Origin of the sequence: Okeania sp. SIO3B5 (genome assembly GCF_010692555.1) — a bacterium.
Taxonomy (GTDB): Bacteria; Cyanobacteriota; Cyanobacteriia; order Cyanobacteriales; family Microcoleaceae; genus Okeania.
This window is the reverse complement of the sequence record NZ_JAAHHG010000127.1, coordinates 1-22760: the sequence shown is the minus strand read 5'-3', so window position 1 is coordinate 22760 and position 22760 is coordinate 1. Positions and strand designations below refer to the sequence as shown.

At 40.0% G+C, this 22760-nt stretch carries 16 protein-coding genes and 2 pseudogenes; 14 read left to right on the top strand and 4 right to left on the bottom strand.

Annotation, left to right across the window (positions count from 1 at the left end; all coding sequences use genetic code 11):
• Nucleotides 1–450: 450 nt before the first annotated feature.
• On the bottom strand, nt 451–1239 hold the full coding sequence (panB, locus tag F6K54_RS18315) for a 3-methyl-2-oxobutanoate hydroxymethyltransferase (protein ID WP_293080152.1): 789 nt from the start codon (nt 1237–1239) through the stop codon (nt 451–453).
• A 461-nt stretch (nt 1240–1700) separates the two neighbouring features.
• Between panB and F6K54_RS18310 the strand changes: the two genes are divergently transcribed.
• Both F6K54_RS18310 and F6K54_RS18305 read left to right on the top strand, forming a co-directional pair.
• Nucleotides 1701–3188, top strand: coding sequence for a pitrilysin family protein (locus F6K54_RS18310; protein WP_366558163.1), 1488 nt, complete (start codon nt 1701–1703; stop codon nt 3186–3188).
• A 357-nt stretch (nt 3189–3545) separates the two neighbouring features.
• Nucleotides 3546–4160 carry a transposase gene (locus F6K54_RS18305; RefSeq protein WP_293080149.1) on the top strand — a complete coding sequence of 205 codons (615 nt, stop codon included), beginning with the start codon at nt 3546–3548 and terminating at the stop codon, nt 4158–4160.
• 282 nt (nt 4161–4442) lie between these two features.
• Here the strand turns inward: F6K54_RS18305 and F6K54_RS18300 are convergent, their stop codons facing one another.
• On the bottom strand, nt 4443–5426 hold the full coding sequence (locus tag F6K54_RS18300) for a TauD/TfdA family dioxygenase (protein ID WP_293080146.1): 984 nt from the start codon (nt 5424–5426) through the stop codon (nt 4443–4445).
• 409 nt (nt 5427–5835) lie between these two features.
• Between F6K54_RS18300 and F6K54_RS18295 the strand changes: the two genes are divergently transcribed.
• The 7 genes from F6K54_RS18295 (at nt 5836) to F6K54_RS18265 (ending at nt 13500) form a co-directional block, all read left to right on the top strand.
• On the top strand, nt 5836–6753 hold the full coding sequence (locus F6K54_RS18295; RefSeq protein WP_293080143.1) for a hypothetical protein: 918 nt from the start codon (nt 5836–5838) through the stop codon (nt 6751–6753).
• Between the two features lie 186 nt (nt 6754–6939).
• Nucleotides 6940–7155 (top strand): hypothetical protein, encoded by a 216-nt coding sequence (locus F6K54_RS18290; RefSeq protein WP_293080140.1) that lies wholly within the window; start codon nt 6940–6942, stop codon nt 7153–7155.
• Nucleotides 7156–7242: 87 nt separating this feature from the next.
• Entirely contained in the window at nt 7243–7482 is a 240-nt protein-coding gene (locus F6K54_RS18285) for a UPF0175 family protein (RefSeq protein WP_366558162.1), read from the top strand.
• Complete coding sequence (locus tag F6K54_RS18280) at nt 7479–7610, top strand: hypothetical protein (protein ID WP_293080138.1); 132 nt, start codon at nt 7479–7481, stop codon at nt 7608–7610. Before F6K54_RS18285 ends, F6K54_RS18280 begins: the two co-directional genes overlap by 4 nt.
• A gap of 129 nt (nt 7611–7739) precedes the next feature.
• Entirely contained in the window at nt 7740–11480 is a 3741-nt protein-coding gene (locus F6K54_RS18275; RefSeq protein WP_293080135.1) for a CHAT domain-containing protein, read from the top strand.
• Nucleotides 11481–11878: 398 nt separating this feature from the next.
• A complete protein-coding gene (locus tag F6K54_RS18270) occupies nt 11879–12049 on the top strand; it encodes a hypothetical protein (protein ID WP_293080132.1) in 171 nt (56 codons plus the stop codon).
• Between the two features lie 284 nt (nt 12050–12333).
• On the top strand, nt 12334–13500 hold the full coding sequence (locus F6K54_RS18265) for a histidine decarboxylase (protein ID WP_293080129.1): 1167 nt from the start codon (nt 12334–12336) through the stop codon (nt 13498–13500).
• Between the two features lie 563 nt (nt 13501–14063).
• Here F6K54_RS18265 and F6K54_RS18260 read toward each other — a convergent pair.
• Entirely contained in the window at nt 14064–14906 is an 843-nt protein-coding gene (locus tag F6K54_RS18260; protein ID WP_293080126.1) for a TIGR01548 family HAD-type hydrolase, read from the bottom strand.
• Nucleotides 14907–14980: 74 nt separating this feature from the next.
• Between F6K54_RS18260 and F6K54_RS18255 the strand changes: the two are divergent.
• The 4 genes and pseudogenes from F6K54_RS18255 to F6K54_RS18240 form a co-directional block, all read left to right on the top strand.
• Nucleotides 14981–15115 (top strand): annotated as a pseudogene (locus F6K54_RS18255) (30S ribosomal protein PSRP-3); the annotation flags it as partial.
• Between the two features lie 595 nt (nt 15116–15710).
• Entirely contained in the window at nt 15711–17570 is a 1860-nt protein-coding gene (ltrA, locus tag F6K54_RS18250) for a group II intron reverse transcriptase/maturase (RefSeq protein WP_293080123.1), read from the top strand.
• Between the two features lie 67 nt (nt 17571–17637).
• Nucleotides 17638–17802, top strand: a pseudogene (locus F6K54_RS18245) (30S ribosomal protein PSRP-3); the annotation flags it as partial.
• A 289-nt stretch (nt 17803–18091) separates the two neighbouring features.
• Nucleotides 18092–19165, top strand: a complete 1074-nt coding sequence (locus tag F6K54_RS18240; protein WP_293080120.1) for a bifunctional 2-polyprenyl-6-hydroxyphenol methylase/3-demethylubiquinol 3-O-methyltransferase UbiG — start codon at nt 18092–18094, stop codon at nt 19163–19165.
• A gap of 200 nt (nt 19166–19365) precedes the next feature.
• Here F6K54_RS18240 and F6K54_RS18235 read toward each other — a convergent pair whose 3' ends face one another.
• The gene (locus F6K54_RS18235; protein ID WP_293080117.1) at nt 19366–22272 is read right to left on the bottom strand and encodes an FG-GAP-like repeat-containing protein; all 2907 of its coding nucleotides are present in this window, start codon (nt 22270–22272) and stop codon (nt 19366–19368) included.
• Nucleotides 22273–22652: 380 nt separating this feature from the next.
• Here F6K54_RS18235 and F6K54_RS42985 point away from each other — a divergent pair, with 380 nt between their 5' ends.
• Entirely contained in the window at nt 22653–22757 is a 105-nt protein-coding gene (locus F6K54_RS42985) for a helix-turn-helix domain-containing protein (RefSeq protein WP_366558014.1), read from the top strand.
• Nucleotides 22758–22760 lie beyond the last annotated feature (3 nt).

Genomic DNA, 22760 nt, shown 5'->3' with positions numbered 1-22760 from the left:
TTTTGAGCGCCAATAGGTGTAGTTAAACTCTGAGAGGATATCTGGTTCAATACCGCTTAAAAGCCTCCATCCCCGTGTCTCCGTGTCTGGTGCGTCCCCGTGTCTATTGAGAATGAAACAGCCCTACTCTCCTGGGAGGGGGAGGGGCGAGGGGTGGGTTGTCTCCTGTCTCCTACCTTCACCCATAAGACTTTTTCAGCAAGCCCTAAGTAGTTTGTCCTATCTACTATGATTTTTTCTCCCTTCTCCCCTGCTCCCTGCTCCCCTGCTCCCCACAAGGTTTTCAGGAGTTCCTTATAAGAGATAGCTTGAAAGGGGAGGCTTGAAATATTGAACCTTATTTTTTGGTCAACGGTCGTTAACTATCCATAAGCAATTAGACCTTCTGCCTTCTGCCTCCTGCCTTCTGCCTCCTGCCTCCTGCCTCCTGCCTTTTGCCTTCTGCCTTCTTCAAGATGGTGGTTGAGGAAATTTTTTCTCCCTAACTTCCCAACTATATTCTTTCACTGCTTGAGTAATATTTTCTCGCAAGTTAGCATAAGATTTAGCAAAAGGAGGTTGCCAATCAGAAATTCCTAAAACATCATTAATGACTAATACCTGACCATCACAATAGACACCTGCACCAATACCAATAGTAGGAATAGAAACTTTTTCAGTAATCTCTTTAGCTAAATCTGCTCCAATATGTTCTAAAATCATGGCAAAAGCACCAGCTTCTTCCACAGCAACAGCTTCTGCTAAAATACGCGCTTTAGCATCAGGAGTTTTACCTTGTTTGCGATAACCTCCAAATTGATGAACAGATTGGGGAGTTAGACCAATATGACCCATAACCGGAATACCTATTGATGTTAATTTACTTATCGTTTGAGCGATCGCTTCATTTCCACCTTCTAATTTCACAGCTTGAGCGCCCGTTTCTTTGAGTATTCTCCCTGCGGAATGTATAGCTTGTTGAATGCTTTCTTGATAAGTTAAAAATGGTAAATCTACAACTATTAAAGCTTGCTTAACACCTCGTCGCACTGCTTTAGCATGATGAATCATTTCATCAAGAGTAACAGGTAGAGTTGTATCATAGCCTAATGCTACCATTGCCAGAGAATCTCCCACCAAAATTAAATCTACTCCTGCTTGGTCTAAAATTTGAGCGACCGCATAATCATAGGCAGTTAAAGCTACTATGGGGCGACCTTTTTGTTTCCATTGAATTAGTTGTTTTGTGGTAACTGTCATTTTTACGCGCTAGGGAATAGGGAATAGGGAATAGCAAACTGTAAAAGGGTTTGAGGATTGAAAAATGTCCGCGCCCAATTCTTGTATTGCTATATAATTAAAGCATAGTTTATATTAAATCAATTCATGCAGCAAATTTCATCAGGCGTGAGGTGCGCCTAGTGCCGCTACGCGGAAGTCAAAAGTCAAAAGTCATGCTTCGAGTGTGTAATTCTGAGGTTTCCTCAGAATGCAAGACACACTCAAGACAATCAATACTATAAAAGCTAATGCACTATTTTAGGTGAAACAATCCACTACTGGCGTGTCAAGCTTAAAATAGTGTAATATATTTTAGGTGAAAGCTTTGAAATACAAGGGTTATCGCTGAATGCTAATCCACCATTTTAGCTGTGTCGGTCCACTACCAATAGCTGTTCCCTGTTCCCTGTTCCCTGTTCCCTTTCATACCAAAACAAACAATGCTTTATAACTACAAAAGAAAAATTACTAGATCGAAAATTTTCATCACAGCATTTTTAGCCGTAGTAATGCTGTTAGCTATTTTAGGGCAAATACCAGCCATAGCTCTAGCTCCAGCCAAACATTATACCGAACTGGAATTTCCCCCACTACCAGAATTAGAACTACCGGAGTACACTCGCTTTCAACTTGATAATGGCATCGTTGTCTATCTTATGGAAGACCATGAATTACCCCTCATAAGTGGCAGAGCAATATTCCGGACAGGTTCAAGATTTGAACCCGAAGATAAAGTTGGGTTAGCAGACTTAACTGGCACTGTCATGCGCACAGGTGGTACAACTCAACATTCCCCTGACAAAATAAATCAAATACTCGAACAAAAAGCAGCAGTAGTGGAAACAGGCATCGGAGGTACTGCTGGTAGCGCCAGGTTCAGTTGCCTCACTGAAGACTTGACAGAAGTATTTGGATTATTTACCGAAGTCATTCGCGAACCCGTATTTGCTGAAGCAAAGCTAGAGTTTTACAAACAACAATGGCAAGGTGCAATTGCTCGCCGGAATGACAACCCTGAATCTATTGTTGGTCGTGAGTTCCAAAAATTGATTTATGGGACAGAAAGTCCTTATGCTCGAACTGTTGAATATGAAACCCTCAATAACATTTCCCAGGAAGATTTAATTGATTTCTATGCCAAATATTTCCATCCTGAGAATATGATTTTGGGAGTAGTAGGAGATTTTCAGACCAAACAGATGCGATCGCTCATTACAGAGCAATTTGGCAACTGGCAACCAAGCATTAAAGCAGTGAAACCTCCCCTACCAAACGTTAGTCAAGATCGAGTCGGCGGTCTATTTTTTATTCAACAACCTCAGTTAAATCAAAGTTATGTACAAATGGGTCATTTAGGCGGAAAGTTAGATAATCCTGATTATACAGCTTTGAGCGTAATGAATGAGGTACTTAATGGTTTGGGGGGACGCTTATTTAATAATATTCGATCGCGTCAAGGTTTAGCCTATTCAGTTTCTGCTTATTGGAGTCCTAACTATGATTATCCAGGTGTATTTATCGCTGGAGGTGAAACTCGTTCGGATGCAACTGTGCCATTTATCAAATCTGTGAATGAAGAAATTAAACGTATTCGCACTCAACCTATTACAAAAGAGGAACTCATCCATGCCAAAGATTCTACTCTCAATTCATTTATTTTCAACTTTCAAGATCCAGCTCAAACTTTATCCCGTTTGATGAGATATGAATATTATGATTATCCTAAAGATTTCATTTTCCGTTATCGTCAGGAAATAGAAAATATTACGGTTGAGGATGTGCAAAGAGTAGCTCAAAAATATTTGCAACCAGATAAAATTGTAACTTTAGTGGTGGGTAACAAAGAAGCAATTCAACCACCTCTGAATAGTCTTGGAAACGATCTTAAAATTACTTCAATAGATATCACAATTCCAGAACCTAGTTAGTTGAAATGTGGCTTTGTCATCCGCCAAGCCAAGCCAAGAAATTTATTTCTTGGCTCACAGTAGTAGTCAGTAGGTTGGGTTAAGCGGCAGCGCAACCCAACATCAACCCAGATAATACTTTTATATTTGGGAGCGCGTTCGCCCTACCTCAGAAAAACTGACATAATGTTGGGTTTCTCTCCGTTCAACCCAACCTACAAAACTTTATGGAATATCGTCGGGCAAAAACACCAGGAGCAACTTATTTTTTCACAGTAGTCAGTAGGTTGGGTTAAGCGGCAGCGCAACCCAACACAAACCAAGATAATACTTTTATATTTGGGAGCGCGATCGCGCCACCTAAGAAAAACTGACATAATGTTGGGTTTCTCTGCGCTCAACCCAACCTACAAAACTAACTACAAAATTAACAAATATTATTTGAACTTTATGGAATATCGTCGGGCAAAAACACCAGGGGCAACCTATTTTTTTACAGTAGTGACATACAACCGCCAGAAAATTTTGTGTGCACCGGAAAACATAGATTTACTACGAAAAGCTTTTCGATATGTGATGCAAAAACATCCATTTAAAATAGATGCTATTGTCATCTTGCCAGACCATATTCATTCTCTTTGGACATTACCTGAAAATGATGCAAACTTTTCTACTCGTTGGCGGTTAATTAAAAGTTATTTTAGTCGTCAATGCCATTCTCAATATCAGGGAAAAATTTCAACATCTCGACAAAATAAAGGAGAAAAAGCTGTTTGGCAACGTAGGTTTTGGGAACATCAAATTCAAAGCGGTCCCGATTTGGCTAATCATGTCGAATATATTCATTATAATCCAGTACATCATAGATTAGTAACTGCTCCGTCATATTGGGAATACTCTAGTTTTCATCGTTATGTAAAAGCGGGAATTTATGACCAAATGTGGGGTTCTTCAGAAAAGCTGATTTTTGACAGCAATATTGGCATAGAATAAAAAGTAGGTTGGGTTAAGCGATAGCGCAACCCAACAAAAATAGTGTGAGTAGTAGCGCGTCAAGGCTAAAATTGTGGGTAAAATTAACTCTCCGATCCCCCCCAACCCCCCTTGAAAAGGGGGGAGAGGTCTATATTTTCTAATCCACATTTTCAAACTTGACGCGCCAGTAGGTTGGGTTAAGCGATAGCGCAACCCAACAAACCAAGATAATAAGATAATACAGCTCTTCCGATAGCGTAGCTCCCCTGGAGGGGGAACATGATATAAGTCCCGATCAGATTACTCTAATACTAGAAATTTGATATCAAAAACGAAGCCATTATAGCAGTCTGTAACTCGACGTATATCCATTAAGGAACGACGGCAAAACAAACGTTGCAACCAGCGATCGCCTGCCTGAGAAATAGCAGCACGTCCGTGGAGACATTTACTATTATCGAACAAAAGCATATCCCCTCGCTGCAATGTTATTGCTTGACTAACGTAGGGCAAAACATTGCTCAAAGCATCGACTGCTGTTTTTGCTTCCTTAGTTATACTCTTGACTGCATAGAGATTTGCCGCTATTTCTAATTCGCCATTGTGATTTTCAGTAACTAGGGGGCGCAACTCACTTTGAATTACTTTTCCATTCCACACTTTAAAAGACTCTGGCAGTTCAACTCGAAACAAAGGTTGCTGTAGGAGGTGTTGGTGGCACGGACTAAGTTCTGCGAATGCTTTGTTTAGTTCCGCAATATAGGTAGGTGTATTTGAATCATTGATTAATCCTAGTAAAAACAGAAATTCTGGACGATAACACCGCTTCAAGATGGACTCATCTGTGTGATAACCTAATGAGATGGAACCCTCATTTGAGAGCGATCGCTCTTTACCGGGAACTGGTGTAATTTCTTGCACTAGCACCCCTTTTTCTTGTTGATAAGCTAGTGGTAGTAAACCACTGGCAGCGCTAATAGCGAGCAAAATTTTCTCGCTAATGTCAGTAGTTTTGTGCTGAGGACGTTTACCATCGGTTGGTGGTTTACCTAGTTTATCGTCTATTGGTAAATTATGAATGACTAAAAAAGGTAAACCGTGAGGTTTGGTTAGTTGCTTGAAGCTTTGCAAAATCTCTTCTGGCAGTTGTTGTTGAATAACTTGACCTAATTGCCGGAGCTTTTCTTCTGTGATATTTTCCAAGTCTAAGGGGATTTTTGACAATTCTGCTTGTAATGCTTGGTTTGTTTCTGCGGGTATTTGATGCTGTAAAAAATCTTTCATATTGATTGGCGATTGTGTGTGTTCTTTGTTGGAAAAGTTTTTGGCAAGTTGATGTTTTTTTATTGCTTTATTTCTGAATTCAACTGATACTAATTTAGCCTGTTTTTCAGCGGAATGTCATTGGTTTGAAATGGCTATTTTGAGCTTTAAATTAAATCAAATTGAATCAAATTAAATTCACTAAAATTATGTTAAATTACACAAAATTACAGCAAATGGCAGTAAATAGCTAATCTCCTTTCAGGAGTTTTTTTCTGGAAATTATGTTGATATAATTGTTATTAGTTATAGCAGCCGAAGGAAATGTTAGGACAGATCAAAAGCTTAAAACTCAGACAATATAATATTTTTCCTTCTTCCTTCTTTCTTCTTCCTTCTGCTATAAGTTAATCTATTCTTTGGAGCTAATATGCAGATTACTAAATTACACTCAGAGTTTATCAGTGAAATTGCGGATGGTTTATTTCCGAGAGAAAATGGTAATCCCACAGTTCAAGGGGAATTTTTCAAGTTAAGATATCATCCAGATAAATATGGTTTAGAAAATAAGAATAGCAATGATAAGGCAGAAACAGAGAAAACAAGTATTTGTCAAATTTTGAAAAAGGAAGGATGGGGAGATTTAACAAGTACGATTCAAAGAATATCTAGCCAAGTTAGAGATTGTCTGTTGGTTGAATATTCAGAGGTAATTATAGCAGATATAGGAGAAGAAAAAGTTAATTCCATCAAACATCCAGGCCGGGGTAAGGATTTTTGGAAAAATCTTTATCAATGGTTATGGGATTATCAATTTCCTCGGTGGGTTGAGGTGAATTTTTTGCCATGTTTAGAAAAGCAAGCAGATAAAAATGGGGATTGGATTAATTTTGCAGATGATGTGGCAGAAATAGATAAGTTACATATTCCTGAAGTAGCTGATAATAAACCTTTAAAACTGAGTTTAGAAAAGCCTTATTGGGCATTTATTAATTTGCCAGAATCTGATGGTTATTTACTGTTGTTAAATCAGGGAGTTGTGAGTCGGTGTGTGGTTTGCCCTTCTCAAGCTTTTGCTATTGATTATGAGTTGGAAAAAATTCGGCTTTTGCCACAAAAAGAAAGTTTGACTTATGAGTTAGGATGTCGGTTTACTTTTAAGGAAGTAGGAGTAGAAAAATTTGTAGCGATCGCTCTCGAAAAACCTCTAGATTTAGAATGGTTAAAACCTAATGAGGAAGAGATAGCACCAGATTTGACTCCCGAAAGAATGCAGGAGTTATGGCAAGAATTGGAAAAGCAAGATAACTGGCGGGTTTATTCTCAGGAAGTTGAAATAGTGGGATAATATATTTGAACCGTTTATTAATAGTTGTAGGGTGCGTTAATGAAATGTAACGCACCACCTCGTCTGGAGCGCTCTTGATGTTGATGAATGGTGCGTTACGCTAGCGCTAACACACCCTACCGGGTTACTAACCTATTTGCGTAGTGCTATATATTTAAACAGTTTATTAATAGATAGGAGAAAATTATGCGGGATTTTAAGAAGAAAATAGTTACTGATGAAACTATGGGGCCTGTAGCAGTTTTAATTGATTATGAAGACTGGCAAGAAATTGAAAAGTTGTTAGCTATTGCTCAGTTAAAAACAGAAGCAAAAAATGTGGATTTAGCTAAGTATGCAGGTACTATAAAACTCAGTATAGATCCTTTGGAATATCAACAACAAGTTAGGGATGAATGGTAGTAACAGAAGACCTAATTGTGCTAGATACAAATGTGGCTTTGTATTTTACAATTTGAAAATTACTAATAGAAACTAAAAAGAATAAATATGATTATTTCTGATGAAATTATTAAAGTGAGTGGAATGTCAGAAGACGAACTTTTGTTAGAAATTATTTTGTTGCTATTTCAGCAAGAAAAGATTAGTTTGGGAAAAGCAGCAGAATTATTGAATATGTCACAGGTTCGTTTTCAACAGTTAATTGCTAACCGCAACATTTCCATCCATTATGATGTTCCTGAATTACAGGAAGATATTCGGCATTTGACTGAGAAGGGGTGGTTATGATTGTTGTGAGTGATACATCTCCTCTGAATGGGTTAGTAATAGTCGGACATTTGCCCTTGCTGCAACAAATTTACAGATTTTGGCACAGACTATTTCAGTTATCAGTTATCAGTTATCAGTTTTTTTAGTTATCAGTAGTTTTGACAACTGAATTAATCCGTATATCCGTGGCCCAATCTGTGTCTAGCTCCCACTGCATAAACCTCAACCCTAAAAGCAGATACATATAATAGATATCAACCAACCAATAACTAAAAATGAACAAACAACGCATAGAAGCATACACTAACCTCATCCAACAACTGCTAACCTACCCTAACAAGGTAGCTGAAATCCTCGAAGCTAACCGCGAGTTAGTAGATGAAGGGTTACTCCAAGTAATGGAACTTTATGCACAACGACTCACAGAAAACGATGACCAAAATGCTCAAAACGCTGCTAATTTTTTACGCCATGTCAGGAGTCAGCTTGTGGAAATGCTGGAAATCTCAGAATCTTCTCCCTCAACTAATTACTCATCGGAAGACTATTTTAACTTCCTGATGGAGGTACTACGAGCAACTGCTGAGAGTAAAGGCGACCCTGAAGTAGTCTACCCACTCTTGCAAGCAAACCTAGACAAACTCGACGATAACTTTGCCAATATCTTACGAAACTGGGCAACTGCTAAATTTTCGGAATTGGAGGTAGACGCAGTAAAATTCATCCCAGAATTGATTGCCACTGCTATTTGGGGTTTCAGCAAGTGCCTCAACGACTTCCCACTCGGCAACAAAGCAGATAACATGGAAATCGTCATTGCTAGTTGTGAAGCGGTGCTAAAAGTTTTTACCCGCGAGAGTAACCCGGAAATATGGGCAACGATTCAAAACAATCTAGGCACTGCCTACAGTGACAAGATAAGAGGTGATCGGGCGCAGAATCTGGAAGATTCTATTGCTGCATTGAATCTGGCATTGGAAGTTTACACCAAAAAAGATTTCCCCATGGATTGGGGAATGACTCAAAACAATCTAGGCAACACCTACTGTGATAGAATCAGAGGCAACCGGGCACAGAATCTGGAAAATGCTATTGCTGCATTTAATCTAGCGTTGGAAGTTCGTACCAAAAAAGACTTCCCGATCAATTGGGCAGCGACTCAACACAACCTGGGCGCTGCCTACTGTGATAGAATCAGTGGCGACCGGGCACAGAATCTGGAAAATGCTATTGCTGCATTGAATCTGGCGTTGGAAGTTTACACCAAAAAAGATTTCCCTATGGATTGGGGAAAGACTCAAAATAATCTGGGCGCTGCCTACAGAGAAAGAATCAGAGGCGACCGGGCACAGAATCTGGAAAATGCTATTGCTGCATATAATCTGGCGTTGGAAGTTTACACTGAAAAAGACTTCCCGAACAATTGGGCAGCGACTCAAAACAACCTGGGCGGTGCCTACCTTTACAGAATCAGAGGCGATCAGGTACAGAATCTGGAAAATGCTATTGCTGCCTTTAATCTAGCATTAGAAGTTCGTACCAAAAAAGACCTGCCGATGGATTGGGCAACGACTCAACACAATCTAGGTCTTGTCTACAGAGAAAGAATCAGAGGCGACCGGGCACAGAATCTGGAAAATGCTATTACTGCATATAATCTGGCGTTGGAAGTTTACACCAAAAAAGACTTCCCGATAGATTGGGCAATGACTCAACACAACCTAGTTGCTGTCTACCTTTACAGAATCAGAGGCGACCGGGCACAGAATCTGGAAAATGCTATTGCTGCATGCAGTCTGTCATTGGAAGTTCGTACCCAAAAAGATTTCCCCATGGATTGGGCAATAACTCAAAACGCTCTAGGCACTGCCTACCTTTACAGAATCAGAGGCGACCGGGCACAGAATCTGGAAAATGCTATTGCTGCATTTAATCTGGCATTGGAAGTTCGTACCAAAAAAGACTTCCCGATAGATTGGGCAATGACTCAAAACAATCTAGGCTTGGCATACAGTGAAAGAATCAGAGGCGACCAGGTACAGAATCTGGAACGGGCGATTAAAGCTTATGAGTCGGCTTTGTTAGTTCGCACCCTAGAAGCAAATCCCATTGACTATCTCCAAACTACTGACAACTTAGGCGACCTCCACTTCAAGGAGGGCAACTGGCAACCCGCTATCCCTGCCTACGAAAAAGCCATAAGAGCAGTCGAACTCAGTCGCAGTTGGTCGAAAGACGACGAGAACCGTCAAGAAATCCTGGAAAAAGCGATCGGAGTCTACCAAAACATTGTCCAGTGCTTTGTTAACCTCAAACAATATGACAAAGCATTAGAATACACAGAGCGTTCCCGCTCCCGTATGGTGACAGAATTAATGGCGAGCAAAGACCACCCAAATGCTGAAATACCACCCCAACTCCTAGAAGAATATTATCAATTGCAACAATATTTGTATCAGCTCCGTCGCTCCATTTCCTACGAAAGCAAACAACTCGCTACTGCAAATAGTCGGTTTGACCGTCGCGACAGTGGGAAAGAGGCAGGGCAAAGATTGGCAGAAATTGAAAAAATAGAAGCAAAACGGCAACAGGTTTGGCGAGAGATTCGTAAGTATGACCTAGTATTGGCGGGTCAATTACAGGTAAACCCCTTGAGTATCGCGCAGATGCAAGCATTAATAAAAGATGAGGAAACAGCAATACTTAGTTTTTACACCACTAAAGATAATACCTATATATTTATCGTAGGTCGGCAGGATGTTCAACTTTTCACTTGTGAAGGTCAGGGTATTGAGGCGTTGCACCTCTGGATACTTGAAAACTGGTTAATACCCTACGTTGACCACAGAAATAATAAAAACCAAGAATGGCGTAAAAACATGGGAGACTTTCTCCAACAACTCTCCCAACGCTTGCAACTGAATCAAGTCATTAACCAACACTTGAGCAATATCAAAGAATTAATTATCGTGCCTCATATAGATCTGCATCAAATTCCGTTTGCTGCTTTGCCTGTGAATATCCCCCCAACTCCAGTTGGAGGAGAAATCCCCCCAATCCCCCTTGGTAAGGTGGGCTACGAAGATTCAGCTTCCCCCTTAAAAAGGGAAACAGCAAGAGGATATACAAGGGAATTTGAAAATACTCGGATCGTGATTCCCACTGGCAAAAAAACTGCCTCACAACCTACCAACAAACCAAAAACACCCGAAATTCAACCCACCTATCTCAGCGATATATTCCGCCTGCGAGTTATACCCAGTTGCCAAATACTCAGCTATTGCGACAACCGCAACAAAACCATCAACTCCCAAAAAATGGGAATTGTGGAAAATGCTACAGGCGACCTCATTTTCACCGGATACGAATGTCAAAACCTCGCCCAAATGTTCCAAGTCTCCAAACACCACCGCCTCCAATACCAACAAGCAACAGTCAACAACTACCGCCAGCTCACAAAACAAGTACAGTTTCTCCATTCCAGTCATCACGCTAGCGCCAACCTCAAAAATCCCCTAGAATCAAAACTACATTTATTTGATGGGGAAGTCACCCTTGGGGATGTGTTTACCTGGCGTTTACCAGAATTAACTGATGTCTTCCTCTCCTGTTGCGAAACTAATCTCACAGTCAGCAAACTTAACGATGACATTCTAACTATTGCAGCAGGTTTCCTGAGTGCAGGCGCTCAGAGTGTAGTCAGTACATTATGGGCAGTGGATGATTTCGCGACGGCACTATTTTGTTTGTTTTATTATGAACATCGGCAAAACCGTGAATACACCCGCCCGCAAGCATTACACAAAGCTCAAACTGATTTGCGCAACTTGACAGGAAAACAACTTAATGATATTTATCGGCAGCAACTAGAGGCGCATTTGCAGAGTATTGAGACAGAGGAGAATAAAAAACGGGTTGTGAAAATGAAAAATAACCTGGAGTTGTTATGTCAGAAAGAGTATCCCTTTGTTAACCCTTATTATTGGGCGGGTTTTGTTTCCGGTGGTTTACAGTAAGCTGTTTGTAGCAAAAAAGGGCGTTGTTAAATTGAAGGATGAATGTGCGATTGTTTGGTTCTAGTCAAGCCCCCTAAATCCCCCAATTTTGGGGGACTTTTAGAGTTTTATTCCCCCCAATTTTGGGGGGCTAGGGGGGCAAAATCATACCCAGAATCAGCAACGCCCAAAAAAGGTGGAAATTTGCCTCCAAATTCACCATCTCCCCACATTCCCCTCCTGGGAGGTTATATAGTATATGTTGATAATTCTATAATTACTTAAATATTTAATCTCCCCTACTCCCCCACTCCCCTACTCCCCTACTCCCAACTATACAATAACTATTCAACCGGATTCTATATTAGGGGTGGGTCCCCATCTCCCCATTAGGATGATAGTCTTTGGGGAATCTACCCATGCGATTGCAATCACTGAATGTAACAAAAGCCATAGGTAAGTTACCCCACAGGTATTTGATTCCTAGCTGTGTTGATCCATTGTTTCAAGCTATAGATCCATCTTCAAATCTTGAGTTTCGCTCTGGTTTTTATCTACTAACAGGACTTATGCAAAAAACGAAAACATAGGACATTTGTAGGGTATTCGGCCCTTAACCCCTAAGTTATGCGTAAGTCATATAAAATTACTCTTAAAAGTTGATTTGGCATAGTCATCATAATCTTATGTCTTGAGAAACTTATGTAATCATGATTCCATGTAAACTCGTGTAGTTGTTATAGTAGGCTCTTGATTTAGCCAACTATTTACAGAAGCTACAATACAAACTGAGTGAAAACAATAAAGCTCTGCCAAAATGAAAAGTTAAAATTTAACTACTCAACAATAGGGAATTCAAAATAATTCAAGCTCTATGAAAAATTTAAGTAATGTCAGGGAACAATTAACATCTACCAATAACAACAGTCAGGCGACAAAATTTTCATCTCCTCTCCCAGAACAACAAGAAATTTTGAAGGCTTTAGAAAAAAGTATTGCTGAGTCTACAGAATTTTTCATTGGTTATCCACTCAATCTTAATTTTAATTACACCCCTCTGATGCCTTTTTTTCAATATCTAATCAATAATTTAGGCGATCCCTGGGAGTCTGGATACTGGTATATTCAAGACAAAAATATTGAGCAACAATGTATTTCTTGGTTAGCTGAACTTTATCATTTAGAAGCAGAGTGGGGATACGTTACCAGTTGTGGTACGGAAGGAAATATCTATGGTATGTTTTTAGGGCGAGAGTTACTTCCTGATGCAATTCTCTACTCTTCTCAAGATACTCATTATTCCATTGCCAAAGCGGCCTGTATGTTGAAAATACCTCATGTAGTTATTAACTCTCAACCTAATGGGGAAATAGATTACGAACATCTCAAGCAAGAAATATCAAAACGAACGAATCACAGTGTTATTCTCAATCTCAACTTAGGCACCACAATGAGAGGAGCAGTGGATCGAATAGAGCCAACAGTTGATATTTTAGAAAAGCTAAAAATTCCTTTTCATATCCATTGTGATGGTGCTTTAGGAGGAATGTTATTACCTTTCATGGAAACAGCACCAAAAATTAGTTTTCAGGATTATCCCATTGCTAGTATTGCTGTTAGTGGTCATAAATTTTTTGGTTCTCCTATTCCTTATGGAATTGTTTTAACTCGTAAAATTTATACTGAAAAAATCAGAAATCAAATAGAATATATTGGCTGTAATGATACAACTATTACAGGTTCTCGTAGTGGGCTTGCTTGTTTATTTCTTTGGTATGCTATTATGACCAGAAGTCAACAGTTTGCAGGAGAAGTTTCGACTTGTTTAGAAAATGCTCGGTATTTGTATCAACGTTTAGAACAGATTGGGTACAAGCCTTTTTTAAATGATTTTTCAACTACGGTTGTATTTAACAAGCCATCAATAAAGATTTGTCAGAAGTGGCAGTTAGCTACTCAGGGTTCTTTAGCTCATATTGTTGTGATGCAACATCTTTCTCAAATGAAAATTGACTTATTTATCGACGATTTGTTAGCTTAATTTGTATTTACAACAGTTTTCATATCGGTAGAGCACAGTAGGGACGTTGCATGCAACGTCCCTACAAGGATTTGGTTATGGTGATGTGGTTCATCAATTTGAAAAGCGCTGTAATGAAGTTCATTGAATCAGTTACAGTTGCTCGTGGTTGGGCTAAAGCCCAACTATTAACTGGCTGGTTTCCCAATTACCGAATTTTTATGATGATTTATGTTTTTCTTTGGCGTTGCTGAGTTGTAATGATTTTTAGATTAAGTATCAACGCAAAACATAAGTTTTTCAATTTTATCTTCAGCTACTTACCATTATATTTCAGCAACGCCTTTTCTTTTGGGTTTAATATCATGTTCGGATAATCAGTTATAAATAAAATTTAATGACTGATAGTATCGACAGTACCAAAGAAATACTGAAATTCTCTTTACTTTTCTCCAATATTTCCTCTTTTTCTCCTTTCTTCCCTCCTGAGGACTGACTCCTGAGGACTGACTCCTCACAACAGTTATTTATAAGTATTCAACCGAACATGATATAATGCCCCGCCGTGTATACGGTGTTTACAATTAGTTGGGGTTTGAGTCCCCATCAACCTTTTCCTTCTTCCTTCTTCCTTCTTCCTTCTTCAACAAAGCCCGAGCGATCGCCTCTTCAGACAATTCTTCAATATTACTCAAAACTATCTTTGCCCCCGCCTCCAAAAGTTTTGTACTATAAGTCTCTCGCCTTGTCTGACTTTCCTGTACATGGGGAGGCAACACACCCACCCCTGTCCAATTTCTCGATGGCATCGCTAGACGAGCATTCTCCACCGTATACATATCTCCCACTGTATCACCAGCATAAATCACAGGTAGATTTTCAGCTAAACCATGCTGTTTTTCCAATGTCTCCAATACTGCAAATAACCCCGTGGGATCGGGTTTTCCTGGGGCATCCTCCATCGCCACCACTACAGGAGAACTCAACCCTAACTTACCCTCCAAAACATAAGCCGCTTCTGCCCGCATTGCCCCACTAAAAAATCCCCAAGAAAATCCTGCTGCTGTCAGTCTCTGAAAATAACCAGAACTTACTAACAACGGTTCGGTACAAATATAACCAGTCCAATTATCTTCATTGGGACCCCGATAACGAGACTGAAAAAAAGCTACTAACTTTTGATAATCTAAACCAATATCTTCTCTTTTTTGACCTTGGCCTTCAAAATACCGATAAATTAACTCTCGCGAAGCCTCCCAGTCATTATTCCAAACACCCTCAGATTTGAGTTGGTCAATATCTGTTAAAGTGGGGCAAAAAGCGCCAGATGTAAAATGCTCTACCGTATCCACGATCGCCCGTCGATAAGACCCTCCAACATTCCGAATTACACCATCAATGTCAAAAACTAAAATTGCTTTGTCCATCACTCAAATTCCGTGGTATGATTTAATATTGTGCAAAGTTTTAAAATTAGCCTAATATTGGCTCTGGAGGTAAATTGTCCAAATTCATACTGAAAGTAGTTTGGTTAGATGATAATGTAGCACTTGCAGTAGATCAAGTGGTAGGAAATGGTACTAGCCCCTTAACTTGTTACTTTTTCTGGCCTCGCAATGATGCTTGGGAAGAATTAGTGCGACTCGTTGGCCACTAAACCAGGAAACTGGGTATAAATGGCCGTTTCAAGTCACCACATGAGGGCAACCTCGACTTGTGAATAACTCTTATATCCTTGGTGGTGAAATTCCATCCGCCTTGTTGTTGGGTTGACAGCATAGGCCACGGAGTAGAGACTGAACATCAATCTCCGAAGCTGGTCTAAAAGCGGGAAAATACCAGTTACCGAGGAACGATACCGCGAGCAAAGGTTGACAAGTGGACGAACAGGAAGGTAATCAAACTCTCGTGATCCATAGCCATTCCAAAGGTAGCTAAGGAATGTAGGACGAAAGTCAGGGGGACAATAGATAATTTTATTAATTCGAGATTATCAACAACTATACTGAACCCTCCGGGAGATTTTACCTCACTAAATCAGCCGTAATTAAAGGTATAAGGGAACGAGGAAACCTCCCTAAGACACCTAAGTATATAGGTCGAAATCTTAGGAAGCCATTCAAGGTCAATCTACGCAAAGGACGTAGGTCAAAGGGAGAGTAGGATTAGATAAGAAGCATTAATTTGTAGACGTATCTACTGTTAGACGTAATGTAAGGCAATGAATAGTAATGAATAAAGCTCAGACACTAAAAAGAAGATTAGGAAACCCTAAACCATTTTTAAGCGTAGCAAGGGATACAGACGATATACCTTCGCAGATTTCAATCAATCCGGTACTGAAATGGAAGGATATAAATTGGAAGAAGGTAGAGAAATCTGTATTCAAATTACAAAAATTGATTTACAGAGCATCCAGCCGTGGTGAATTCCGCAAGATGCACAGATACCAAAAACTTCTTTTAAAAAGTTACTACGCTAGGTTGCTAGCTGTTAGGCGCGTAACTCAAGATAACCAGGGTAAGAAAACTGCTGGAATAGATGGTATCAAAAATCTATCTCCAATGCAGCGATTCAACTTGGTGAACCTACTCGCATCACGCCACCTTAAAGCAAGCCCCACCCGCAGAGTCTATATACCAAAACCAGGTAAAGATGAAAAGCGCCCGCTTGGAATCCCCACAATGTACGACCGTGCATTACAAGCCTTGGTGAAGTTAGGTATGGAACCAGAGTGGGAAGCACGTTTTGAACCCAATAGCTATGGTTTTAGACCAGGACGGTCAACACACGATGCCATTGAAGCCATCTTTGACAGTATTAAGTTAAAACCGAAATTTGTCTTAGATGCTGACATATCCAAATGTTTTGACCGAATTAACCATGATGCACTGTTAGGAAAGATAGGTCAATCACCCTACAGACGATTAATCAAACAATGGTTGAAATCTGGAGTATTCGACAATAATCAATTCCTAAACATTGAGGAAGGTACACCTCAAGGAGGGGTAATAAGTCCCTTACTAGCAAACATCGCCTTACACGGTATGGAGGAGTGTTTAAACAAATTTGCTGAAACCTTACCAGGAAGAAAGCAAGAAAACAAACAGGCGCTATCTCTAATACGCTATGCTGATGATTTTGTCATCCTACATAAAAACATCAAAGTAGTGCTGCAAGCTAAAACCGTAATACAGGAATGGTTAAACCAGGTAGGATTGGAACTAAACCCAGAAAAAACCAAAATTGCCCACACCTTGGAAAAATATGAAGGTAAACAACCCGGATTTGACTTCTTAGGATTTACCATTAGGCAATGGAAGGTAAAGTCAACCAAACAAGGATTTAAAACGCTGATCAAACCATCTTCTAAGAGTATTAAAACTCACTATCGGAAACTGGCGGATATATGTGATTCCCACAAAACCGCCTCTACTAAAGCTTTAATAGCTAAATTAAACCCGGTAATAAGAGGATGGGCCAAATACTTCTCAATTGTAGTCAGTAAAGAAGTATTCAGCAAACTGGATATGCTTCTATGGAAAAGACTGTGGCGATGGGCAAGTAGAAGGCATCCAAATAAGCCAAGCCAATGGGTTAAGAAAAAGTATTTCCCTAACATCAAAGGAACCCGAAACTGGGTCTTAAATGATGACGAGTATATACTAAACCTACACTCAGATGTGCCTATTATACGGCACATTAAAGTTAAAGGTAATAAATCCCCTTATGACGGCGAATGGACTTATTGGAGTAATAGAATCGGCAAATACCCAGGCGTAAGGAAAGAAGTCACAACGCTGTTAAAACGGCAAAAGAATAAATGCGCATCTTGTGGACTAACCTTTAGACCAAATGACCTAATTGAAGTTGACCATATAAAACCAAAGTCTAAAGGTGGTGACAACACATATAAGAATAAACAACTGTTGCACCGACATTGCCACGATATTAAAACTGCCATAGATAAAAAGACATACACAGAACCAAAGTTACAGGATTTACCTGATGGATACTTATGGGTTGAAGATATGTTGATATTAAGGCAGGGATGTACCCATGACAAGGGGCGTTTAAGAGAGGAGCCGTGATGAGGTGAAAGTCTCACGTCCGGTTCTGAAGACGAGTCGGTTTGGTAACAAACTGGCTTAGTTTAACAGAAAAGAAATAGAAGCCAAACATTGGATTAATGAATCAGACCGGGTAGATCTTCTCAATCAAGCGACTGAGGTAATTAACTATTGGCAAGAAGAGGGAAGAAGACGGCCATTTACAGAAGTTCAGTTAAAATTTCCAGAAATAGTTCTTGGAGGCACTAATTAATTGGCGTTGCTGAATACTGGGATGATTTCGGCTGACACGGGGACACGGGGACACGGGGACACGGGGACACGGGGATTATGGTTTCTGCTCTCTGACAAAATCATCCCGCAATTATGTAATGCCAATTAATTTAAGTAGGGAGTAGGGCTGCTACGCGGAAGTTAAAAGTCAAAAGTGTTAATTAGATCAATTCAAGACTGTGAAATTGTTTATTCCCTATTCCCTATTCCCTATTCCCTGACTTCTGCAAGAACTATCAAAAAAAAACTAACTAAAGCAGAATCTGCTGATGAACCAAGAACAGACATTATCCATAAGTGACCAACTGCCACTCGTAACTTCTCCAGATATTCTGAAAAAAGCTGTTATATATAAGCTTGATAGCCATATTTCAGGACGTGGTGAGTTGGCATTTCCATGTCTGCCTGGTATGCTTGAGCATTACATAAATATTGTAGAAAGCTTGTTTTCTCACCTGGGTAGACCAATGCCCAAGGAAAGACAACTACAATTGCGTCAAATGATAGAAAGGAAGTTGGCAGAAGGGTTTAATGTTTCCACAACTTCAATATTAGTTATTCAGTATGAATTAGTGAAGCCTCCCAAAAAAGGTATGGCTTGCCAAGTAACTGTTCGTAGTCCAACTTTAGGGGAACAGTATGAGTCTTGGGTAGAGAAGAGAAAGCCTCCTTTGTTTGGTTCTCACCCTGATGCTAGAGTATTAGCAACTGTGGCAGAATTTCGTAAAAACACTTCATTAAAAATATTAGATGTGGGTGGGGGAACGGGTAGGAATGCTTTACCCCTGGCACGAAAAGGTCATGATGTAGATGTTTTAGAGTTAACGCCTGCTTTTATTGAACAGTTGCAAACGGCGATCGCTACAGAAAATTTATCTATGAATGTGGTTAAGGGAGATATTCTCGATCCACTGATACGAATGCAGCCAGCTTTTTATCAGTTGGCGATCGCTACAGAAGTAGTTTCTCATTTTCGGGATGTAGAGCAACTGCGGTTATTTCTCGCAAAAATGTCTGATTTTATTTGTCCTGGTGGTATGCTTCTATTCAATATATTTTTAACTGTAGATGGGTATGTACCGGATGAGTTAGTCCGAGAGATGGCACAGTTATCTTGGTCGAGTTTGTTCACTGGTAAGGAATTTGCAACAGCGATGCATGGTTTACCCTTGGCGATCGTTTCTAATGAGTTAGTTATAGAATATGAACGTCAACATTTGCCTCAAACAGCCTGGCCTCCTACAAGTTGGTTTGAAAGTTGGGCGACTGGTAAAGATATATTTCCTCTAGCTAATGGTAGACCACCTGTAGAGTTGAGGTGGATATTATGTAGGCGGATGTAGTCAAGATTTAGTAGTTTTTGTGAGGAGTCAGGAGTCAGGAGTCAGGAGTCAGGAGGGAAGAAAGGAGGAATACATAGGAGATATTGGAGATGGAGTATTGATAATTTCAGTATTTCTTTGGCACTGTCGATACTATTCAGTTTTTAAGTTTTATTATAACTGATTATCCGAACATGATATAAGTCTTGAAAGTGGCCTACTTAAACAAACTGAATATCGCGGTTAACATCAAAGTTCTGTAACTCATCAAAGTTTGCTAAAGTAGCAATTTGCTGAGAACCAAACGATAAAGCACCATTGGTTTGGTCAAAGGAGAATTCACTTTTATCCGTCGCTCCGAACTCAACTTGGTTAATTTGAATTTGATCAACCAATATAGTAAAGTCCGTAATGATGTCAATTCCAGTTGAGGGGGTGTTAAATATAAAAGTGTCGTTCCCCGAACCACCTGTTAAGGTATCGCTACCATCATCAACAATAACACCTGTTACATTGATATTGTCATCGTAGATTAATCCCCCACCATCAAGGGTATCGTTGCCACTTCCACCCCTAAGTTCATCGTCACCTTTACCTCCTTGTAAAATGTCGAATCCATCATCTTCGTAGGTAATGTCAGCAAAGGTAGGTGTTGCAGAATTAAAACCACCGTTGAGAAAATCATTTTCCGTACTACCTTGAATCAAATCGTCACCAAATAAGCCAACCAATTCAAAGGAACCAGGTGCACTCCGCCCCGTAGCTAGCTGTTCGCCAATAATATGATCTCCTGCAAAAGTTCCAATTTCAAAATTCAGACCAGAATTGAGTGGTTGTACTGTAATGGGTGTTTGATTGAAGGTGCTAATAATTGAGCCAGAATCAGTATTGTTATTTCCCGAACTTGTCAAGAGATTGCTGATTTGGTCGGTAAAATCTGTGTTATTCAGACTTCCATAGTTATTCTCGATAAAGACAAGATTGGAGTTTTCAGTACCTATTTGTGCCTCGATAAACACACCATTTTGATTGTTTAATATTCCTGATTTAATGGCATAACCAACATTGGCAACACTCGATACTGAAGGTAAGAAGATGTTATCTACGCCAATTTGGAAATCTTCGATTAGCACTAAATCTCGGTTGGTTTGGGTAATAGTTCCCCAAGCTTCTGTATTGTAGTCAGGATTATTGACAGCATCAATTGCAGCCTGTTTTTGCGCGTCTACTTGAGCTAAATCAAAGGCATAATTTGATAAGGTTTGTTGCATTGCAATAGCTGTTGATGCTGCGGCTCCAAAGACAGGAATAGCACCAGTTAGACCTCCAGCAGCATCCAAAAGAAGATTGCTGGCTAATCTGGCATCTTCAATATCTTGGTCTGGTAGGGTAATGTCATTGATAAAACTTGCTAGTTTACTGGTATCAAAATCTAAGCCCAAACCAGTTGTGCCTTCAATGTCGATAACGAAGTTAGTTGCTGCTATACTGCCACCAACAATAGAAGTGGAAGTATCGGTATTGTCAGTGCTTTCATGCACTCCTGCAATACCCAACACTGTGTTTCTACTAAGATCCTGATCTAGACTTGTATTGCCATCGAATAATAACTGAGAAATATTAGTCAGGGTATCACTTCCTTCGTCCCCGTCACTTGTATCGATGTCTGTTACGATAACACTCCCGTCGTCGTTGATATTAAGATCAAACCCATTAATGTTTCCTTGGTAAGAAACAATATTCAGACCATCTCCACCATCTAGGATATCGTTACCTTCACCTCCTACCAAGATATTGTCACCAGCATTACCATTGAGGGTGTCATCACCAATACCACCTTCTAGGGTGTCATCACCAATACCACCATTTAGAACATCGTTACCATCTCCGCCGTTGAGCAAGTCATCCCCTTCACCACCATTTAGAACATCGTTACCATCTCCGCCGTTGAGCAAGTCATCCCCTTCACCACCATTTAGAATATCGTTGCCAACTCCGCCGTTGAGCAAATCATCTCCTGAACTACCCTCTAAACTAATATCTATTAGATTAGAAAAAATCTGGGCAGTATTGACATTTTCGTTATCTACGGAGCCATCTTCTTGACGCAAGATATCCGTGAAACCATCACCATCAAAATCACCAAAATACAAATTGGTATCCGTACCTAGATCCAAATCTTCTCTATAGAATCCTTGATTAAAGTTACCATTACCATCAGAAAAGAAGATTCGATTACTAATACCAGAACCGGGTTTTCCTTGACGGAGAAAATCGTCGAAACCATCATTATTGAAGTCTGCAACATGTAAATTGGTCAGGTCTCCTTTGATATCAAAGTTTTCTGGTAACAGGATTCTGTCGTTTATGGTGAAGTCTACACCAACATCTTCCCTGAACAAGATGTGGGCTGTGTTTACATTGTCATCGTCGGACGGCCCCTTTTCTTGACGGAGGATATCGTCTTTCCCATCTCCATTGAAGTCCCCAATATGTAAATTGGTCCGGTCTCCTTTAATCGCCAAGTTTTCTGGTAATGTGCGTTTACTAAAAGGAGCATTTCCGAAGAATACGCCATTGGCATCGGAACGAAAGAGTTGGGCCGTGTTTACATTGTCATCGTCAGAAGGTCCCTTTTCTTGACGGAGGAAATCGGCTGTTCCATTTCTACTAGAGTTCAGAACATGTAAATTGGTCAGGTCTCCTTTGAGTGCAAAGTTTTCTCGTAGAGTAGTCCTACGACTTGTGCTGAAATTGCCATTGCTATCGGCAGAAAAGATTTGGGCTGTGTTTACATTGTCATCGTCAGACGGCCCCTTTTCTTGACGGAGGAAATCGTCGAAACCATCCGCATTGAAGTCCCCAACATGTAAATTGGTCAGGTCTCCTTTGAGTGCAAAGTTATCTGGTAGAGTAGTCCTACGACTTGTGCTGAAGTTACCATTGCTATCGGCAAAAAAGATTTGGGCAGTGTTTACATCATCGTTATCAGAATCGCCTTTTTCTTGACGGAGGAAGTCGTCGAAACCATCCCCATTGAAGTCCCCAATATGTAAATTAGTCCGGTCTCCTCTGAGCGCAAAGTTTTCTGGTAAATTGGTCACTGATGTTTGTTGCTCGATAGCCATTTGTTGACCCTCAATATTTACTACAGCTTGATCGTTTTTTAATCCTTCAATCTTCGCTTGTCAGTACATATTTCTAACTTACAAGAGGTTATGCAAATTGCTACATGATTTATTCTAGGGAAGACTTTGCAAAACGGGTTTATTGTACGCGCTCGGAATCAACATGACTTCCAAAAGTATTGTTTTATAAAGCTTTCAGCCCCCTTTGATTTTCACTTTTTCAATATACTTTTGCCGAACCAATAATCCTAGCCTGGACTACGAATTTCAAAAATTTGACCGAAAAAATGGGTCTCAAGCCTCGCCCATAAGCGGGCGACTTTTTATTGCTTGCGGGTTGATTTTTTTTCAATAAATATGCTAACCTATATGTTAGTTTGATGCGTCAAGTTATGAAAGCTAGATTTAAGTACCGTATATATCCAACCCCGGGACAAAAATACCGAGAGCGCCAAGCTATTTGGCTGTGTCCGTGTGGCGAGTGAATG